This is a genomic window from Amycolatopsis thermoflava N1165, assembly GCF_000473265.1.
Taxonomy (GTDB): domain Bacteria; phylum Actinomycetota; class Actinomycetes; order Mycobacteriales; family Pseudonocardiaceae; genus Amycolatopsis_E; species Amycolatopsis_E thermoflava.
Genome location: NZ_KI421511.1, coordinates 1,452,538 through 1,468,114 on the forward strand (window position 1 = coordinate 1,452,538; position 15,577 = coordinate 1,468,114).

Annotated in this window: 15 protein-coding genes; 7 read left to right on the forward strand and 8 right to left on the reverse strand. The window is 71.9% G+C overall.

What is annotated here, in order from left to right:
- Window positions 1-36: 36 nt before the first annotated feature.
- On the reverse strand, window positions 37-999 hold the full coding sequence (locus tag AMYTH_RS0107225) for an aldo/keto reductase (protein ID WP_027929737.1): 963 nt from the start codon (window positions 997-999) through the stop codon (window positions 37-39).
- Between the two features lie 122 nt (window positions 1,000-1,121).
- Here AMYTH_RS0107225 and AMYTH_RS0107230 point away from each other — a divergent pair, with 122 nt between their 5' ends.
- Genes AMYTH_RS0107230 through AMYTH_RS0107245 form a run of 4 tightly spaced genes read left to right on the forward strand, consistent with a single transcriptional unit; the run spans window position 1,122 to window position 5,427 of the window.
- Window positions 1,122-1,958, forward strand: coding sequence for an undecaprenyl-diphosphate phosphatase (locus AMYTH_RS0107230; protein ID WP_027929738.1), 837 nt, complete (start codon window positions 1,122-1,124; stop codon window positions 1,956-1,958).
- 9 nt (window positions 1,959-1,967) lie between these two features.
- Window positions 1,968-2,684, forward strand: coding sequence for a histidine phosphatase family protein (locus AMYTH_RS0107235; protein ID WP_027929739.1), 717 nt, complete (start codon window positions 1,968-1,970; stop codon window positions 2,682-2,684).
- Complete coding sequence (locus AMYTH_RS0107240) at window positions 2,681-4,726, forward strand: M3 family metallopeptidase (RefSeq protein ID WP_027929740.1); 2,046 nt, start codon at window positions 2,681-2,683, stop codon at window positions 4,724-4,726. Before AMYTH_RS0107235 ends, AMYTH_RS0107240 begins: the two co-directional genes overlap by 4 nt.
- Window positions 4,726-5,427, forward strand: coding sequence for a class I SAM-dependent methyltransferase (locus AMYTH_RS0107245; protein WP_037322371.1), 702 nt, complete (start codon window positions 4,726-4,728; stop codon window positions 5,425-5,427). Before AMYTH_RS0107240 ends, AMYTH_RS0107245 begins: the two co-directional genes overlap by 1 nt.
- A gap of 378 nt (window positions 5,428-5,805) precedes the next feature.
- Here AMYTH_RS0107245 and AMYTH_RS0107255 read toward each other — a convergent pair whose 3' ends face one another.
- Window positions 5,806-7,254 (reverse strand): amidase, encoded by a 1,449-nt coding sequence (locus AMYTH_RS0107255; protein WP_027929742.1) that lies wholly within the window; start codon window positions 7,252-7,254, stop codon window positions 5,806-5,808.
- 116 nt (window positions 7,255-7,370) lie between these two features.
- On the opposite strand from AMYTH_RS0107255, the gene AMYTH_RS0107260 reads away from it, so the two are divergent.
- The 3 genes from AMYTH_RS0107260 to AMYTH_RS0107270 are packed head-to-tail and all read left to right on the forward strand — an operon-like array spanning window position 7,371 to window position 8,414.
- Window positions 7,371-7,829 (forward strand): MarR family winged helix-turn-helix transcriptional regulator, encoded by a 459-nt coding sequence (locus tag AMYTH_RS0107260; RefSeq protein WP_228684619.1) that lies wholly within the window; start codon window positions 7,371-7,373, stop codon window positions 7,827-7,829.
- A 40-nt stretch (window positions 7,830-7,869) separates the two neighbouring features.
- A complete protein-coding gene (locus tag AMYTH_RS0107265) occupies window positions 7,870-8,088 on the forward strand; it encodes a hypothetical protein (RefSeq protein WP_157360553.1) in 219 nt (72 codons plus the stop codon).
- Window positions 8,089-8,120: 32 nt separating this feature from the next.
- Window positions 8,121-8,414, forward strand: a complete 294-nt coding sequence (locus tag AMYTH_RS0107270; protein ID WP_027929745.1) for a DUF1330 domain-containing protein — start codon at window positions 8,121-8,123, stop codon at window positions 8,412-8,414.
- A gap of 18 nt (window positions 8,415-8,432) precedes the next feature.
- On the opposite strand, the gene AMYTH_RS0107275 is transcribed toward AMYTH_RS0107270, so the two are convergent.
- The 6 genes from AMYTH_RS0107275 to AMYTH_RS0107295 all read right to left on the reverse strand — a co-directional run bounded on the left by AMYTH_RS0107275 (window position 8,433) and on the right by AMYTH_RS0107295 (window position 15,536).
- Entirely contained in the window at window positions 8,433-8,759 is a 327-nt protein-coding gene (locus AMYTH_RS0107275; RefSeq protein ID WP_027929746.1) for a YciI family protein, read from the reverse strand.
- Between the two features lie 23 nt (window positions 8,760-8,782).
- Entirely contained in the window at window positions 8,783-9,079 is a 297-nt protein-coding gene (locus AMYTH_RS44225) for a hypothetical protein (RefSeq protein ID WP_228684621.1), read from the reverse strand.
- 15 nt (window positions 9,080-9,094) lie between these two features.
- Window positions 9,095-9,226 carry a hypothetical protein gene (locus AMYTH_RS50830; RefSeq protein WP_267283884.1) on the reverse strand — a complete coding sequence of 44 codons (132 nt, stop codon included), beginning with the start codon at window positions 9,224-9,226 and terminating at the stop codon, window positions 9,095-9,097.
- Between the two features lie 69 nt (window positions 9,227-9,295).
- Entirely contained in the window at window positions 9,296-10,285 is a 990-nt protein-coding gene (locus AMYTH_RS0107285; protein ID WP_027929747.1) for a malate dehydrogenase, read from the reverse strand.
- Entirely contained in the window at window positions 10,282-12,444 is a 2,163-nt protein-coding gene (locus tag AMYTH_RS0107290; protein ID WP_027929748.1) for an FUSC family protein, read from the reverse strand. The genes AMYTH_RS0107285 and AMYTH_RS0107290 overlap by 4 nt, the downstream gene beginning before the upstream one ends.
- Window positions 12,441-15,536, reverse strand: coding sequence for a GH92 family glycosyl hydrolase (locus tag AMYTH_RS0107295; RefSeq protein ID WP_027929749.1), 3,096 nt, complete (start codon window positions 15,534-15,536; stop codon window positions 12,441-12,443). The genes AMYTH_RS0107290 and AMYTH_RS0107295 overlap by 4 nt, the downstream gene beginning before the upstream one ends.
- Window positions 15,537-15,577 lie beyond the last annotated feature (41 nt).

Sequence of the window (15,577 nt, forward strand, 5' to 3'; positions counted from 1 at the left end):
AAAACCCCGCCGCGTCACGTGCCATCCACCCCACGGTCACTTCGTGCCCCGCTCGGGGTAACCGAACTCGACCGCGCTGACGTCGTCCAGCGCCGAGGAAATCGCGACCGGCAGGGCGATCTCCTCCGCCGCCAGCGACCCGGTCAGCTGCCCGGTGTCGCGCGCCCCGACCACCGGCGCGACCACGCCCGGCCGGTCCCGCACCCACGCCAGCGCCACCACCAGCGGCGACACCCCCAGCCCGTCGGCCGCGGTGGCGACCGCCTTGACGATCCGCGCCGCCCGCTCGGTGCGGTGCTGCTCGACGTAGCCGGCGTACTCGGCCGACGCGCCCCGCGAGTCGGCCGGCGTGCCGTGGCGGTACTTGCCGGTCAGCACCCCGCGGCCCAGCGGCGCCCACGGCAGCACCCCCAGCCCGTGGTAGCGGGCCGCCGGAACCAGCTCGCGCTCCACACCGCGCTCCACCAGCGAGTACTCGGCCTGGGTGGCGACCAGCCCGGCGGGCCCGGCCGCGGCGGCCGACGCCAGCTGCCAGCCCGCGTAGTTGCACACCCCGGTGTAGCGGACCTTGCCCGAGGTCACCGCGTGGTCCAGCGCCGACAGCGTCTCCTCCAGCGGCACCGAGTCGTCCCAGGCGTGCAGCTGCCACAGGTCCAGGTGGTCCACGCCCAGCCGCCGTAGCGACCCCTCCAACGCGGACAACAGCGCGCCGCGGGAGGCGCCACCGCCGAACGGCCCGTCGGTGCGCCGCGCGACGGCCTTGGTCGCCACGACGATCTCGTCACGCGGCACCAGGTCGCCCAGCAGGCCCCCGAGGATCCGCTCGCTCTCGCCGCCGGAGTAGATGTCGGCGGTGTCCACGAGCGTCCCGCCCGCCTCGACGAACGCGACGAGCTGGCTGGCCGCCTCGTCGGCGTCGGTCTCCGCGCCCCAGGACATCGTGCCGAGCGCCATCCGGGAGACCCGCAACCCCGACCTGCCCAGCTGTCGCTTCTGCATGCACGAAGAGTAACGAAAGTACTGTAAAGAACTTGACGAAGGCGGCTCATCGGGTGATCCGCGTCGCCGATAGCCTCTCCCACCGTGCGAACGCGACTGATTTCCCCGAAGGCCCGGTGAGCATGGGCTGGTTCGAAGCACTCGTCCTCGGCCTGGTCCAGGGCCTGACCGAGTTCCTCCCGATCTCCTCGAGCGCCCACCTGCGCATCACGGCCGCCTTCGCCGGCTGGGACGACCCGGGCGCGGCGTTCACCGCGGTCACCCAGATCGGCACCGAGCTGGCGGTGATCCTGTACTTCTCGAAGAAGATCGGCCGCATCCTCGCCGCCTGGTGGCGCTCGATCTACCGGCCGGAGTGGCGCCACCACCCGGACGCCCGCCTCGGCTGGCTGATCATCGTCGGGTCGCTGCCGATCGTGGTGCTGGGCCTGCTGTTCCAGGACGCCATCGACAGCGCCTTCCGCGACCTGCGGCTCACCGCGACGACGCTGATCGTGTTCGGCATCCTGCTGCTCATCGCCGACCGCGTCGGCCGCCAGTACCGGACGCTGGACCAGCTGACGATCCCGCACGGCATCGGCTACGGCTTCGCCCAGGCGATGGCCCTGATCCCCGGCGTGTCGCGCTCCGGTGGCACGGTCACGGCCGGCCTGTTCCTCGGCTACACCCGCGCTGAGGCCGCCGAGTACGCGTTCCTGCTGGCCCTGCCCGCCGTGTTCGGCTCCGGCCTGTACAAGCTGACCGACATCGGCGGCGAGAACAGCCCCGAGTGGGGTCCCACCATCCTCGCCACCTTGGTCGCCTTCGGCGTCGGCTACCTGGTGATCGCGTGGCTGATGAACTACATCAAGACCAAGAGCTACGTGCCGTTCGTGATCTACCGGATCGCGCTCGGTGTCCTGCTCATCGTGCTGGTCGCCACGGGCGTCCTTGATCCGAACGCCGGTCCCGCCATGTAGGTTGGCGGCGTGGCTACCGTGATCCTGCTCCGGCACGGCCGCTCGACCGCGAACGGTTCGGGCGTGCTGGCCGGGCGGACCCCCAAGGTCGGGCTCGACGACACCGGCCGCGCGCAGGCGCGGGCGCTCGTCGAGCGGCTGGCCGGCGTGCCGCTGGCCGAGGTCGTGTGCTCGCCGATGCTGCGCTGCAAGAACACGGTGGCCCCGCTCGTCGCCGAGCGGGGCCTGACCCGCACCGTCGAACCGCGGCTGTCCGAAGTGGACTACGGCGAGTGGACCGGCCGCGAGCTGAAGGACCTGGTCAAGGAACCGCTGTGGCGGGTCGTGCAGGCCCACCCCTCGGCCGCGGTGTTCCCCGGCGGTGAGGGCCTGGCCGGCATGCAGGCCCGCGCGGTCGCCGCGGTGCGCGAGCACGACGCGCGGATCACCGCCGAGCACGGCGACCACGCCGTCTGGCTGCTGTGCAGCCACGGCGACGTGCTCAAATCCATCCTGGCCGACGCGCTGGGGCAGCACCTGGACGCGTTCCAGCGGATCGTGGTCGACCCGGCGTCGATCTCCGTGGTCCGCTACACCGAGGTGCGCCCGTTCGTGGTGCGCGTCAACGACCACAGCGCGGATCTGGCCGGGGTGGTGCCGCCGACGCCGAAGCGCGGTAGGAAGAAGAAGACGTCCTCCGACGCGGAGATCGGAGGGTCGACAGGACAGAAGGGCCGCGCTGGATGACACCGGACACCCCGTTCTCGCAGGCGAGCGACCTGCCCTACGGTCTGCCCCCGTTCGACCGGATCGCCGACGAGCACTTCGGCCCGGCGTTCGAGGCCGGTTTGGCCGAGCACGCCGCGGAGATCGAGGCCATCGCAGGCAACCCGGAGCCGGCGACCTTCGAGAACACGATCGTGGCCCTGGACACCTCGGGGCGCCTGCTGCAGCGCGTCTCGTCGGTGTTCTTCAACCTCACCTCCTCCGACACCAACCCGGCGCGGCAGGAGCTGCAGGCCGAGATCGCGCCGAAGCTGGCCGCCCATTCCGACGCCATCCACCTGAACCCGGCGCTGTTCGCCCGCGTCAAGGAGCTGTACGACCGGCGCGACCAGCTGGGCCTGGACGAGGAGTCGGCGTGGCTGCTGGAACGCACCTACACCGACTTCCAGCGCGCCGGCGCCGGGCTCGACGAGAGCCAGCAGGCCAAGTTGCGGGTGCTCAACGAGGAACTGTCCACGTTGTCCACCCGGTTCCAGGAGAACCTGCTGCGCGACACCAACGACCTCGCCGTGCTGGTCGAGGACCCGGCGGAGCTGGCCGGCCTGTCCGACGGCACGATCGCCGCCGCGCGTGAGGCCGCCGCGTCCCGCGGTGGCGAGGGGTACCTGCTCACCCTGAACCTGCCCACCTCGCAGCCGCTGCTGTCCGCCCTGGAGAACCGGGCGCTGCGGGAACGGCTGTTCACCGCGTCGATCTCGCGCGGCAACCGCGGCAACGACAACGACAACTCGGCCGTGCTGGCGCGGATCGTGCAGCTGCGCGCCGAGAAGGCCGCCCTGCTCGGCCACCCCAACCACGCGGCGTACGTGATCTCCGACGAGACCGCCCGCACCGCCGAGGCCGCCGTCGGGCTGCTGGAACGGCTCGCGCCCGTCGCCGTGGCCAACGCGCGCCGCGACGCCGCCGAGCTGCAGACCTACCTCGAACAGGACCACCCCGGCGCCACGCTCGAGCCGTGGGACTGGGCCTTCTACGCCGAACGCGTCCGCAAGGCGAAGTACGACCTCGACGACGCGACGCTGCGGCCCTACTTCGAGCTGGACCGCGTGGTGCGCGACGGCGTCCTGTTCGCGGCGAGCAAGTTGTACGGGCTGAGCTTCACCGAACGCCACGACCTGCCCGTCTACCACCCGGACGTGCGGGTGTTCGAGGTTTTCGACGCCGACGGCAGCCCGCTGGGCCTGTTCCTGGGCGACTACTACACGCGCGACTCCAAGCGCGGCGGCGCCTGGATGAACACCTTCGTCGACCAGTCGCACCTGCTGGGCGAGCGGCCGGTGGTGGTCAACAACCTCAACATCGCCAAACCGCCTGCCGGCGAGCCGACGCTGCTCACCTTCGACGAGGTCACCACCCTGTTCCACGAGTTCGGGCACGCGCTGCACGCGCTGGTGTCGGACGTGCGCTACCCGAAGTTCTCCGGCACCAACGTGCCCCGGGACTTCGTGGAGTACCCGTCGCAGGTCAACGAGATGTGGATGCTGTGGCCGGAGGTGCTGGCGAACTACGCCAAGCACCACGAGACCGGGGAGCCGCTGCCGCAGCGCCTGGTGGAGCGGCTGGAAGAGTCGGCCCAGTACGGCCAGCCCTTCGCCACCACCGAGTACCTGGCCGCGTCGCTGCTGGACCAGGCCTGGCACGGGCTGGGCACCGAGGACGCGGTCGGCGACGTCGCCTCGTTCGAGGCCGCGGCGCTGGAGAAGGCCGGGGTGGCGGTGCCGGCGATCCCGCCGCGCTACCGCAGCACCTACTTCGCGCACGTGTTCAGCGGCGGCTACTCGGCCGGGTACTACTCCTACATCTGGAGCGAGGTGCTCGACGCCGACACCGTGGAGTGGTTCAAGGAGAACGGCGGTCTCAAGCGCGAGAACGGCGACCACTTCCGGGCCACGCTGCTCTCCCGGGGCGGCGCCGGTGACCCGATGGGCTTCTTCCGCGCCTTCCGTGGCCGTGACCCGGAGATCGCGCCGCTCCTGGCGCGGCGTGGGCTGACCGGCGCCTGATGGAGGTCGGGCGGGAGGCGCAGTACGACGTCTTCGCCGAGGAGTTCCTCGACCACGCGCGGGACGGCTTCTACAACGCCCACCTGGACCGGCCGGCGTGCCTCGACCTGCTCGGGGACGTCGCCGGTCTGCGGGTGCTGGACGCCGCGTGCGGTCCAGGCCTGTACGCGGAGGAGCTGGTGACGCGCGGCGCGGGCGTGGTCGGCGTGGACATCAGCCCGCGCATGGTCGAGCTGTCCCGGCGCCGCGTTCCGGCCGGCGAGTTCCGCGTGCACGACCTCGCCGAGCCGCTCGACTGGCTCCCGGACGCCTCGGTGGACCGGGTGCTGTTCGCGCTGGCCGTGGAGTACGTCGACGACCGGGTGGCGCTGCTGCGGGAGCTGCGCCGGGTGCTCCGGCCGGACGGGGCCCTGGTGCTGTCCCGGCAGCACCCGTTCGGCAACTGGCTCCGGCACGGCGGCAACTACTTCGAGCCGCGGGTGGTCGAGGAGGTGTGGAGCCGCGGCTGGCGGGTCCGCTACTGGCTCTCCCCGCTGGAGCGGACCTGCGAAGAGCTGCGCGCGGCGGGGTTCCTCGTCGAGCGGCTGGTCGAACCCCGCCCGTCACACGAGGCCGCGACACTCGACCCGGAACGGTTCGAACGCCTCAGCCGCGAGCCGACAGGGTTCCTCGCGGTCCGCGCGGTGCCGGACCCCCGGTAGTGCTGTCGGTCGTTGTCGCGCACAGATCAGTTCCACCCCTGGGACGGCGGCAGCGGAGTTTTCGGGGCGGGTGTGCCGAAGCAGCTGAAATCCAGCAGGATCGGCGTTCGCCAAAATCGCGCGCGCCGTCCGGCCGTTTCGTGCAGCTGACGTGGCAGGCGCTCGACCGCAATGAGGGCTTCAGCCGCTTCCCTGGCTTTGCGTCAACTCGACGACGAACCACGAGTCCGTGCCCCGGACACCTTCGAGGCCGACATCGCCGGCCCCGCCGACCGAGGCGTGCGGTATGGCGCGGCACACCGGCTCGTCCACCCCCGGCGTTTCCGAGCGGACGGCCGACCGGGAGCCTCGTCCTCGGCGGGCCTCCGGCGGGATGCCCTACCTCGGCGCCTGGAAGCCGCCGATTTCCTGCTCCAGCAGTTCGGCCAGCCGCAGCGGGGTGCGGTCCTCGAACATCGGGCCGATGAGCTGCACCCCGACCGGCAGGCCCTCGGGGGAGCGGCCCGCGGGTATCGCGGTGGCGGGCAGGCCGGGCATGGTCGCCACGCCGGCCCAGACGAGCTGGTCGAAGTACGGGTACTCGGCGCCGTCGATGTCGATGCGGCGTTCCATCGGATTCGGGCTGTGGTCGTGCGGAAACGCGGGCGTGGGCGTGATCGGGCACACCACGGCGTCGAACTCGGCGAAGAGCTGCCGCCAGTCGTGGCGGTGGAGTTCGCGGCGGTTGTTCGCCGCCAGCCAGTCGTGGTGGCTGAACACCATGGCGCGCAACCGCACCGCGTCGAGGCTCCGGTCGTCCGCGCTCAACCCGGCAACGCGGGCCCGCAACTGCTCGTCGTCAACGGGAAAACGCGCGACCGCGCCGGAAATCAGCAACTTCATGTAGAGGGTGGCGGCTTCGGCCAGGTCGGGCAGCAGCCGGCTGTGCTGTTCGACGCGCGCGCCGCCGTCGGCGAGCGCGGCGGCCACCCGGTGCACGCCCGCCCGCACAGCGGCCCCGGTCGGGATGCACGGATGCTCGTCGACGACCAGGACCCGGAAGTCGCTCAGCCGCTGGTGCCGCGCGGGCGGCAGGGTCAACTGGTGCGCCTTGCCGAGCGTCAGCGGGTCGGGCCCGGCCATGACGTCGAGCAGGAGCGTGAGGTCGCGGGCGGTGCGCGCCATCGGACCGACGACGGCGAGGTCGAGGTCGACCGGCAGGGCCGGCCCCGGCGGCGCGACCATGCCGCGAGGCGCCGCCAGCCCGAGCGTCGGCTTGTGCGCGTAGATGCCGCAGAAGTGCGCGGGGGTGCGCAGCGAACCGGCGAGGTCGGAGCCGATGGACAGCGCGCCGAACCCGCAGGCCAGGGCCGCCGCCGATCCGCCGGAGGACCCGCCCGCCGTGCGCTCGTGGTCCCACGGGTTGCTGGTGGTGCCGTAGACGTCGTTGAAGGTCTGGATGTCCTGCAACCCGCGCGGCACGTTCGTCTTGCCCAGCACCACCGCGCCCGCGGCCTTGAGCCGCGACACCTGCACCGCGTCCTCCGCGGGCAGGAAATCCCGGTGTTGCGGCATGCCCCAGGTCGTCGGCAACCCGGCGACGTCGTAAGACTCCTTGACCGTCACCGGAATCCCGAGCAGCGGCCGGTCCTCGCCGCGGGCGCGAGCCTGGTCCGCGGCCCGCGCGGCGGCCCGCGCGCGGTCGAAGTCCGACACGCAGATCGCGTTCACGACCTTGTCCTCGCGCTCGATGCGGTCGATGGCCTCTTCGGTCAGTTCCACTGAGGACACGCCGCCGGCACGCAACGCGGCCGCCAGTTCCCCGGCCGGCTTCACACTCCACTCCATGCAGCCGACGCTATCGGCGTGCCGGAGAGGGCACAAAGTTCCTCTTCCCACAACGAAAAAGTGGGCTGGACGACCACTTACATAAAAGATGTATATAAAAGCGCTATGCTTCTGGCGTGAGCCGTCAAGACACCGCTCGCGGCGCGTCCGCCGCCATCGGGGCAGCCCTTTACAGCCTCGCCACCAGCGCCGTGAGACGCCTGCCCCGGGCCATGAGCCTGACGGCCGCCGCCACCCTGGCCACCCTGGACCGGACCGGCCCGCGGCGCGTCACCGATCTGGCCGCGGTCGAGGGCGTCACCCAGCCCGCGATGACCGCCCTGGTCCGGGTGATGGAGGAGTCCGGCCTGGTCGAGCGGCGGGGCGACACCTCCGACAGGCGGGTCACGCTGGTGTGCCTGACCGAGGCCGGCGCCTCCTACGTCCGGACGCGGCGCCAGGCGGGCGTCCACGCGTTCGAGCGGTTGATCGGCGAGCTCACCGGCGACGAGGTCGAGGCGCTGGTGGCGGCCGTTCCGGCGCTGAAGCACCTGACAGAGCTCGAAAGCCAGGACCGCGAACGGCCGAAGCAGTGACCGGCAGCCGGCCGGCGGGGTCGCGGTGAAGGCGTTCCCGGTGGCGCGTTCCGCCGCGGGTCCGGACGCGGATCGCCGACCCCTGCTCCTGGCCGGCAGCGCCGTCGTGATCGACGTCGGCCTCGTCCTCGCCGCGGGCACCGGCCCCGGCTTTCTCTTCCCCGACGACAGCGCTTACATCACCGCGGCGCTGATCGGCATCGGCGCCATGGCGATCACGACGCTGACCAGCCTCGCTCTCGCCCGCCGCCGCTCGTAAGTCAGAGCACCCATCACAACACCGGAGGTTCCATGCCCAAGGGCTACTGGGTCAGCGTCTACCGCACCATTTCCGACCCGGAGAAACTGGCTGCCTACAACAAACTGGCCAGTCCGGCCGTCCGCGCCGCGGGCGGCCGGCCCCTCATCCTTGGCGGCCGGGTCGTCGCGCATGACGGCGGGATCGCCGAGCGCACCGTCCTGGTCTCGTTCGACAGCTTCGAGCAGGCTGTCGCGGCGCGCGAGAGCGCGGCTTATCAGGAGGCGCTGGCCGTCCTCGCCGACGGGGTCGAGCGCGACTTCCGCATCGTCGAAGGCATCGACTGACCGGGGGCCAGCCGGAGTTCAGCTCTGCAGCGGCCACACCTCGACCACCCCGTGCGCCACCGCGCACGGGGTGCCGGCCACCATCCGCGTGGCCTCCTCCAGCGTGTCGGCCTCGATGATCGCGAACCCGGCGACCGGCAGGTCCGACCGCAGGAACGGCCCCGGCGTCACCTGGGCCCCGGCCGCGTCGTGGTTGCGCACCTGCACCGGCTCGCCCGCGATCCCCATCTCGGCCCCGCCGGCGCGCAACCGGGAGTCGTGCTCGTGGGCGGCCGCCCGCACCTCCTCGGCGGTCCGCTCGTAGCCCGCGCTGTCCCCGTAGCCGATGGTGATGAACTTCCCCATCGGGGCACGGTAGCGCCGTCCGGTCAGCCGAGCCAATGCCCGTCGCGCATGAGGGTGCGTCCCGGCAGCTCGTTGGCCTCCCGCCAGGCCTGCACGCGCGTCGGCCGGATCCGGAAGTACTGGTACGGCTGGGACTCCGCGCGCGGATCGAACCCGGTCCGCACGGAGAACGCCTCGCACACCGCCGCGTCCGGCTCGACCGGCTCGGCGACCCCGTCGACGAGCACGACGTCCCGCGTCGGGCCAAGGCCCAGGCGCACGCGGCCGTCGGCCAGGAGGTTCCGGCTGGTGAGCGAGTCGCGCGGGGTGGCGACGAGCAACGCGGCGCCGTCCCACTAGGACAGCGGGATCAGGTGCACGCCCGCATCCCCGGAACTCGCCACCCACAGGTCGACGTCGGCCTCCAGCCGGGCGCGGGTGTCGCGCAGCCGCTCGGCGAGCCCGCGCGGCGGATCGATCGCAGTCATGATCACCACGCTGACGCCGGAGGGCCGGCCCCTGTCAGGAACCGGCCCTCCGCGCACCACCGGGAAAAATCAGATGAGGCCGAGCTTCTTCACGGCCTCGCGCTCCTCGGCCAGCTCGTTGACCGACGCGTCGATGCGGCCGCGGGAGAACTCGTTGATCTCCAGGCCCTGCACGATCTCGTACTTGCCGTCCTTGCAGACGACCGGGAACGAGGAGATCAGGCCCTCCGGCACACCGTAGGAGCCGTCGGACGGCACGGCCATCGAGGTCCAGTCGCCCTCGGGGGTGCCGTTGACCCAGTTGTAGATGTGGTCGATGGCGGCGTTGGCGGCCGACGCGGCCGACGACGCGCCACGGGCCTCGATGATCTCCGCGCCGCGCTTGGCCACGCGCGGGATGAACTCCTCGGCCAGCCACTTCTCGTCGTTGACGGCCTCGGCGGCGTTCTTGCCCGCGACCTCGGCGTGGAAGATGTCCGGGTACTGGCTGGCGGAGTGGTTGCCCCAGATCGTCAGCTTCTTGATCTCGCTGACCGGGGTGTTCAGCTTCTTCGCCAGCTGGGCGACGGCGCGGTTGTGGTCCAGGCGGGTCATGGCGGTGAACCGCTCGGCCGGGACGTCGGGCGCGTGCGACTGCGCGATGAGGGCGTTGGTGTTGGCCGGGTTGCCGACCACCAGCACGCGGATGTCGTCGGCGGCGCCGGCGTTGATCGCCTCACCCTGCGGCTTGAAGATGCCGCCGTTGGCCTCCAGCAGGTCGGCGCGCTCCATGCCCTTGGTGCGCGGGCGCGCGCCCACCAGCAGCGCCACGTTGGCGCCGGCGAAAGCCTGCTTCGCGTCGTCGAAGATGTCGATGCCCGCGAGCAGCGGGAACGCGCCGTCCTCCAGCTCGAGCGCCGTGCCCTCGGCCGCCTTGACCGCCTGCGGGATCTCCAGCAGCCGCAGCTTCACCGGCGTGTCCGGGCCGAGCAGCTGACCGGACGCGATGCGGAACAGCAGCGCGTAGCCGATCTGGCCGGCGGCGCCGGTTACGGTGACGTTGACGGGGGCTTGGGTCATTGCGTACTCCTGCGGACGGAATCTTGGCTTGTGCTGGTGACCCTATCGCCCTCTGCCTGCGCTGACGTGGTGCGTCGCCTCACGTTCTGCTGAACCGATCGAGTCGAATCGGCCACCGGCACCTCGAACGCCCTGCCCAGCGCGACGATCCCGGCATCCAGGCGGCCCAGGCTGGTGAGCACGGAGCGTGCCTGGGCGTTGTCCGTCTCACGCGTCTCCGGGGCGGCGGTGTTGCGCACCAGCCTGCCCCGCTCGTCGCCGTCGAGGGCGTCGCGCAGCACGTCGACATTGCGGCTGATCCGCTCGATCACCCCGGTCAGCCGGTCGTCGGCGGGCAGCAGGCCCGGTTCGGAGCGGGCCGCGATCTGCCGCGCCCGGAACGCCAGCCGCTCCAGCGTGCTCATCACGTACCAGCCGTAGTCGCGGCGGCTGGCGAGGCTGATCGGGTGGGTCAGCGGCTCGATCGTGGTGCGCACCTTCTCCACCGAGCGGTCCAGCTCGCGGGAGAGTTCGATCACGTTCACGTTCTCCCGCCCGGACAGCAGCGCCTCGGCCCCGGCCAGGAACTCGCACAGGTCCACCAGCGCCGCGTCGATGTCGGACACCATCACGGTGCGGGTGCGCACCGGCACCACCAGGACCGCCGCGATCAGCCCCGCGGCCGCGCCGATCGCGGTCTCCGCCACCCGCACCCACAGCACCTCGACGCTGAACGTGCCGAGCAGGCTGTAGAGCAGGCCCAGCATGCAGGTGATGAAGAAGGCCATCAGCAGCTGCGACACCCGCGCCACGTAGACCAGGCAGAACACGCACACCAGGATCAGCACGACCGTGGCGGTCGTGTTGCCGGTGACCAGCAGCGCCAGCAGCATTCCGCCGAAGATCCCGCCCAGGGTGCCGGTGACGCGGCGGAACCCCTTCACGAACGTGGCCCCCGCGGTGCTGGTGTTGAGGAAGACCACGAACACCGTGAGCACCGCCCAGTACCAGCGGGCGTCGGAGACCAGCTCGCCGCCGAGCACGGCCAGCCCGCCGCCGACCATCGCCTGGATCGCGCTGCGGGTGCGGTTGTCGTAGGCGAGGACCTTCTTGGCTTCCTCCTCGGTCTCCTCCTCGGGCAGTTCGGTCTCGGCCGAGTAGTCCTTCTCGGCGACCCGCTGCGCGTTGACGTCGGCCAGCGCCAGCTCCGCGATCGCGCGGCGCACCTCGTCGCCGGGTTCGGTGCGTTCCTTGAGCCGGCTGCCCGCGACGAGCATCTTGCTGAACTCTTCGGTGTCGCTGATCACCGACAGGTCGCGGGGATCGCGTTCGATCAGGGAGTCCAGCCGCAGCAGGCTCGCGATCAGGTCGTCGCGGACCGCCTCCGGCAGCGCGCCCTCCTCGGCGGCGCGGCGCACGGTGATCGAGAGCCACTGGCAGGCCAGCTCCACGGCCAGCAGACGGCGGCGCAGCAGCTGCGTGCCGGTCTCGTCGAACAGGTCGCCGATGGTGTCCTCGATCATCAGGACGGCCTCGTGCAGGCGGGTGTCGGCCTTGCGCAGCTGGTTGATCCGCCACTCGCTGCCGCCGCTGGCCAGGCACGCGGCCGCGGCGCGCACGACGGCGCTGATCCGGGCGCGGAACGCGCGGCGGGCGCGCAGCAGCTCACCCTCCGGGCGCCGGCGCAGCACCGCGAACCGCATCACGGCGTTCGCGGCGAGCCCGATCGCCAGGGCGAGGATGTATTCGGGCAGCTGCCGCGGGTGGATCGCGAGGAACATCGCGAAGAAGAACATGAAGAACGACAACGCGCCCATCGCCGTGCCGCGCGGCGCGAACCGCTGCGCGTAGACCGCGAGGAAGATCAGCAACACGAACAGCACGCTGTCCAGCGGGGGAGCGGTGGCGCCGAACGCGGCCACGGTGAGCGAGGCCGACCCGCACAGCATGACCAGCACGAGCGTGATCGCCTGGTCCTTCGGCGTCTTGTCGTTGACGCTGAACGCCGAGTTCATCGCCGCGATGCAGGCCACCATGATCGTCGGAATGGGACGGCCGAGCAGGAGCAGCACCAGGATCGACAGCACGATCCCGCCCACCGCGATCCCGGCCAGCCGCAACCGCACCAGCCCCGGATCGGCGGCGACCAGCCGGTCCTGGGCCACCTTCCACACCCTCATGCACGGCCCCCGAGCAGTTCCCATTCGGTCAGCGCGGTCCGCCGCCCGGTCGCCGCGGTGATCCGCAGCCGGTAGGCACGGTACGTGCCCGGCTCGGCGATCGAGAACGGGCGGGTCTGCCGCCGCCACCGGAACCGCTCGCCACGGCGTTCGTCCAGCCGCACCCACGACTCCCCGTCGGCGCTGCCCTCCAGCACCCAGTCGCGCGGGTCCCCGCCGCGGGCGGCGGAGGTCAGGGTGTACATCTCCACGCGCGCCGGTTCCCGGACCGCGCACTCGATCACCGGGGTGCGCGAGCGGAAGGTCACCTGCGTGGCGGTGGTGTCGGCGAACAGCTGGGTCACGTCGGTGCCGTCGTCACAGGTGCCGGCGCCGGTCACGTCGGCCAGCGGCGGCGCGCCCAGTGACGGTGGCGGATCACCCCAGCTCGTGGGGGTGTCCGTGACGTCGAACTCCAGGTGAGCGGCGGTGATCAGGTCGGCGTGCGGCAGCCAGGTCGAGTGGTGCGGCTTCCCGTCGATCGTCAGGCCCCGCACGTACGTCCCGCGGCCAGGGGCGCTGATCGTCACCGTCCGCCCGTTCTCCAGGCGCAGCCGGGCCCGCTCGAACAGCGGCGCGGTCAGCACGTAACCCGGGTTGCCCGGCGCCAGCGGGTACAGGCCCAGCGCGGCGAGCACGTACCAGGCGGACATCTCGCCGTTGTCCTCGTCGCCGGGGTAACCCTGCCCGATCTCGCTGCCCAGGTAGCAGCGGGTCAGCACCTCCCGCACGATGGCCTGCGTCTTGGCCGCGGCCCCGGCGTGGCAGTACATCCACGGGATGTGGTGGCTGGGCTGGTTCGAATGCCCGTACTGGCCCAGCCGCACGTCCCGGGCTTCGGTCATCTCGTGGATGATCCCGCCGTAGGACCCCGGGACGCGCCCGGTCTCCGGCGTGGCGAAGAACGTGTCCATTTTGGACTCCAGCGCCGCGGGGCCGCCGAGCAGCGCGGCCAGGCCGGCGCCGTCGTGCGGCACGGAGAACACGGTGTTCCAGGCGTTGGTCTCGGGCTGGTCGAAGCCCCACCGGGCCGGGTCGTGGTGCTCCGGCGCCCAGCGCCACCGGCCGTCGCGGTGGCGGCCCTGGAAGAACCCGGTGTGCGGGTCGAAGTGGTTGACGTACTGCGCGGCGCGCTGCCGGAAGTACCGGGCGTCGTCGGTGTGGCCCAGCTCCTCGGCGAGTGCGGCGAGGCCGAAGTCGTTGAGGCAGCCCTCCAGCGCCCAGGACAGGCCCTCGTGCGTGGTCAGCGGCGTGAACCCGAGGAAGATCGACTCCCGCAGGCCCTGTCGTCCGACGCTGCGGCCGGGCGGGGTGACGGTCGCGTTGCGCAGCGCCGCGTCGTAGGCGGCGTGCACGTCGAAGTTCCGCACGCCTCTGCGGTAGGCGTCGGCAAAGGCCACGTCCGAGCTGGTGCCGGTCATCAGGTTCGCGTAGCCGGGGGAGGACCAGCGCGCGATCCAGCCGCCCTCCCGGAACTGCTGCACGAACCCCTCGATCAGCTCCCCGCAGCGTCGCGGCGCCAGCAACGCGAGCGCCGGCCACACCGTGCGGTAGGTGTCCCAGAAACCGTGGTTGACCGACATCGGGCCGTCCACGACCTTCGCCCCGGTCCGGGTGCGGGTGCTCGGCCACCACCGGCGCCGCACCGGGCTGGCGTGCCGGACTCCGCGCGGGGTCTGCTCGTGGGCCGAGTTCGGGTACAGGAACAGCCGGTACAGGCCGGAGAAGAAGGTGGTCAGCTCGTCCGGGGTGGCGCCGTCGATCTCGACCCGGCCCAGCACCTCCTGCCACGCGGTCCGCGCCCGCTCGCGGACCTGCTCGAACGTGGTCCCGGCCGGGATCTCCAACTCGAGGTTGCGGCGCGCCTGTTCCAGGCTGATCAGCGAGGTCGCGATCCGCAGCTCGACCTGGGGCGTGTCGAAGGACAGGTAGCCGGTGTTGGGCCGGCGCAGCCTGCGACCACCGGTGGCGGGCCGGTCGAACGTGCCGTATACGAACAACCGCCGCGCGCCGACCGACAGGCGGCTGCGCGCCCACGTGTGCCCCGTGACCACGCCGCGCGCGGGGTCGACGCGCAGGCCGCCGCGCCGGTTGACGTTGTCGAACAGCACCCATCCGCCCTCGCCGGGGAAGCCGAACCGGATGAACGCGGCGTGGTCGGCAGGCGCGAGGTCGACGGTGATGCCGTTGTCGAAGCGCACCCCGTAGTGGTGCGGCCGGTCGGTCTCGTTGTCATGGGAGAACGGCAGCGCCCGCGCCTTCCGGTCCGCCGTGACCGGACCGATTCCCGGCAGGAATTGGAAGGGGTGCCGGTCGCCCATCCACGGACTCGGCTGGTGGCTGACCGCGAAGGCCTGCAGCTCGGGCCGGTTCTGGGCGTTGTTGCGCCGGTGGTACTCGTACAGCCAGTCGAGTGACCCGGCGTCGGTGACCGGGGTCCAGAAGTTGAAGCCGTGCGGCATCGCGGTGGCCGGGAAGGTGTTGCCGCGGGAGAACTCGTTGCTGGAATGGGTGCCGCGCGTGGTGCGCACCCAGTCGACCGGGTCCCGCGGGCCTTCGGGCGGCGCGTCGGCGATCGCGACGTCGTCGACCCAGCCCGACACCGGCTCACCCGGCGACGGTTCGGCGAGCAGCACGACCGCCCGCGCGCGACGGCCCGCGGCCTCGCCGAGCGGGTGGCGCACCAGGTTCCACTGGTCGAGGTAGAGGGTCTTGGACTCACCCGCTTCGAGCGCCGACCCCCCGATCAGGGTGCCGTCGTCCAGCTCGACGGCCAGCGCCACGAAGGTGCTGCGCCAGCTCGGCCCGGCGTCGGACTCCGGGAACACCACATAGGACAGTCGGGTGTCCGCGCCGATGACGAAGTCCACTTCGAACAGCACCTGACGGGCCGGTTCGCGGGTGGTGTAGCGGGCGGCGCGCACCCCGGTGAACCCGGCGCCGGGCTTGGCCGCGGGCGCCCGCTCCGGCCCCGAGCCGACGGTCACGACCGGGCCGGAGCGGGGCCGCGGATCACCGTCCTCGAACGACGAGAAGAAGTGGGTCCGGGTCACGTCGCCTACCGTAACCGGCCGCCCCGCTCCCTTCCCGCCGA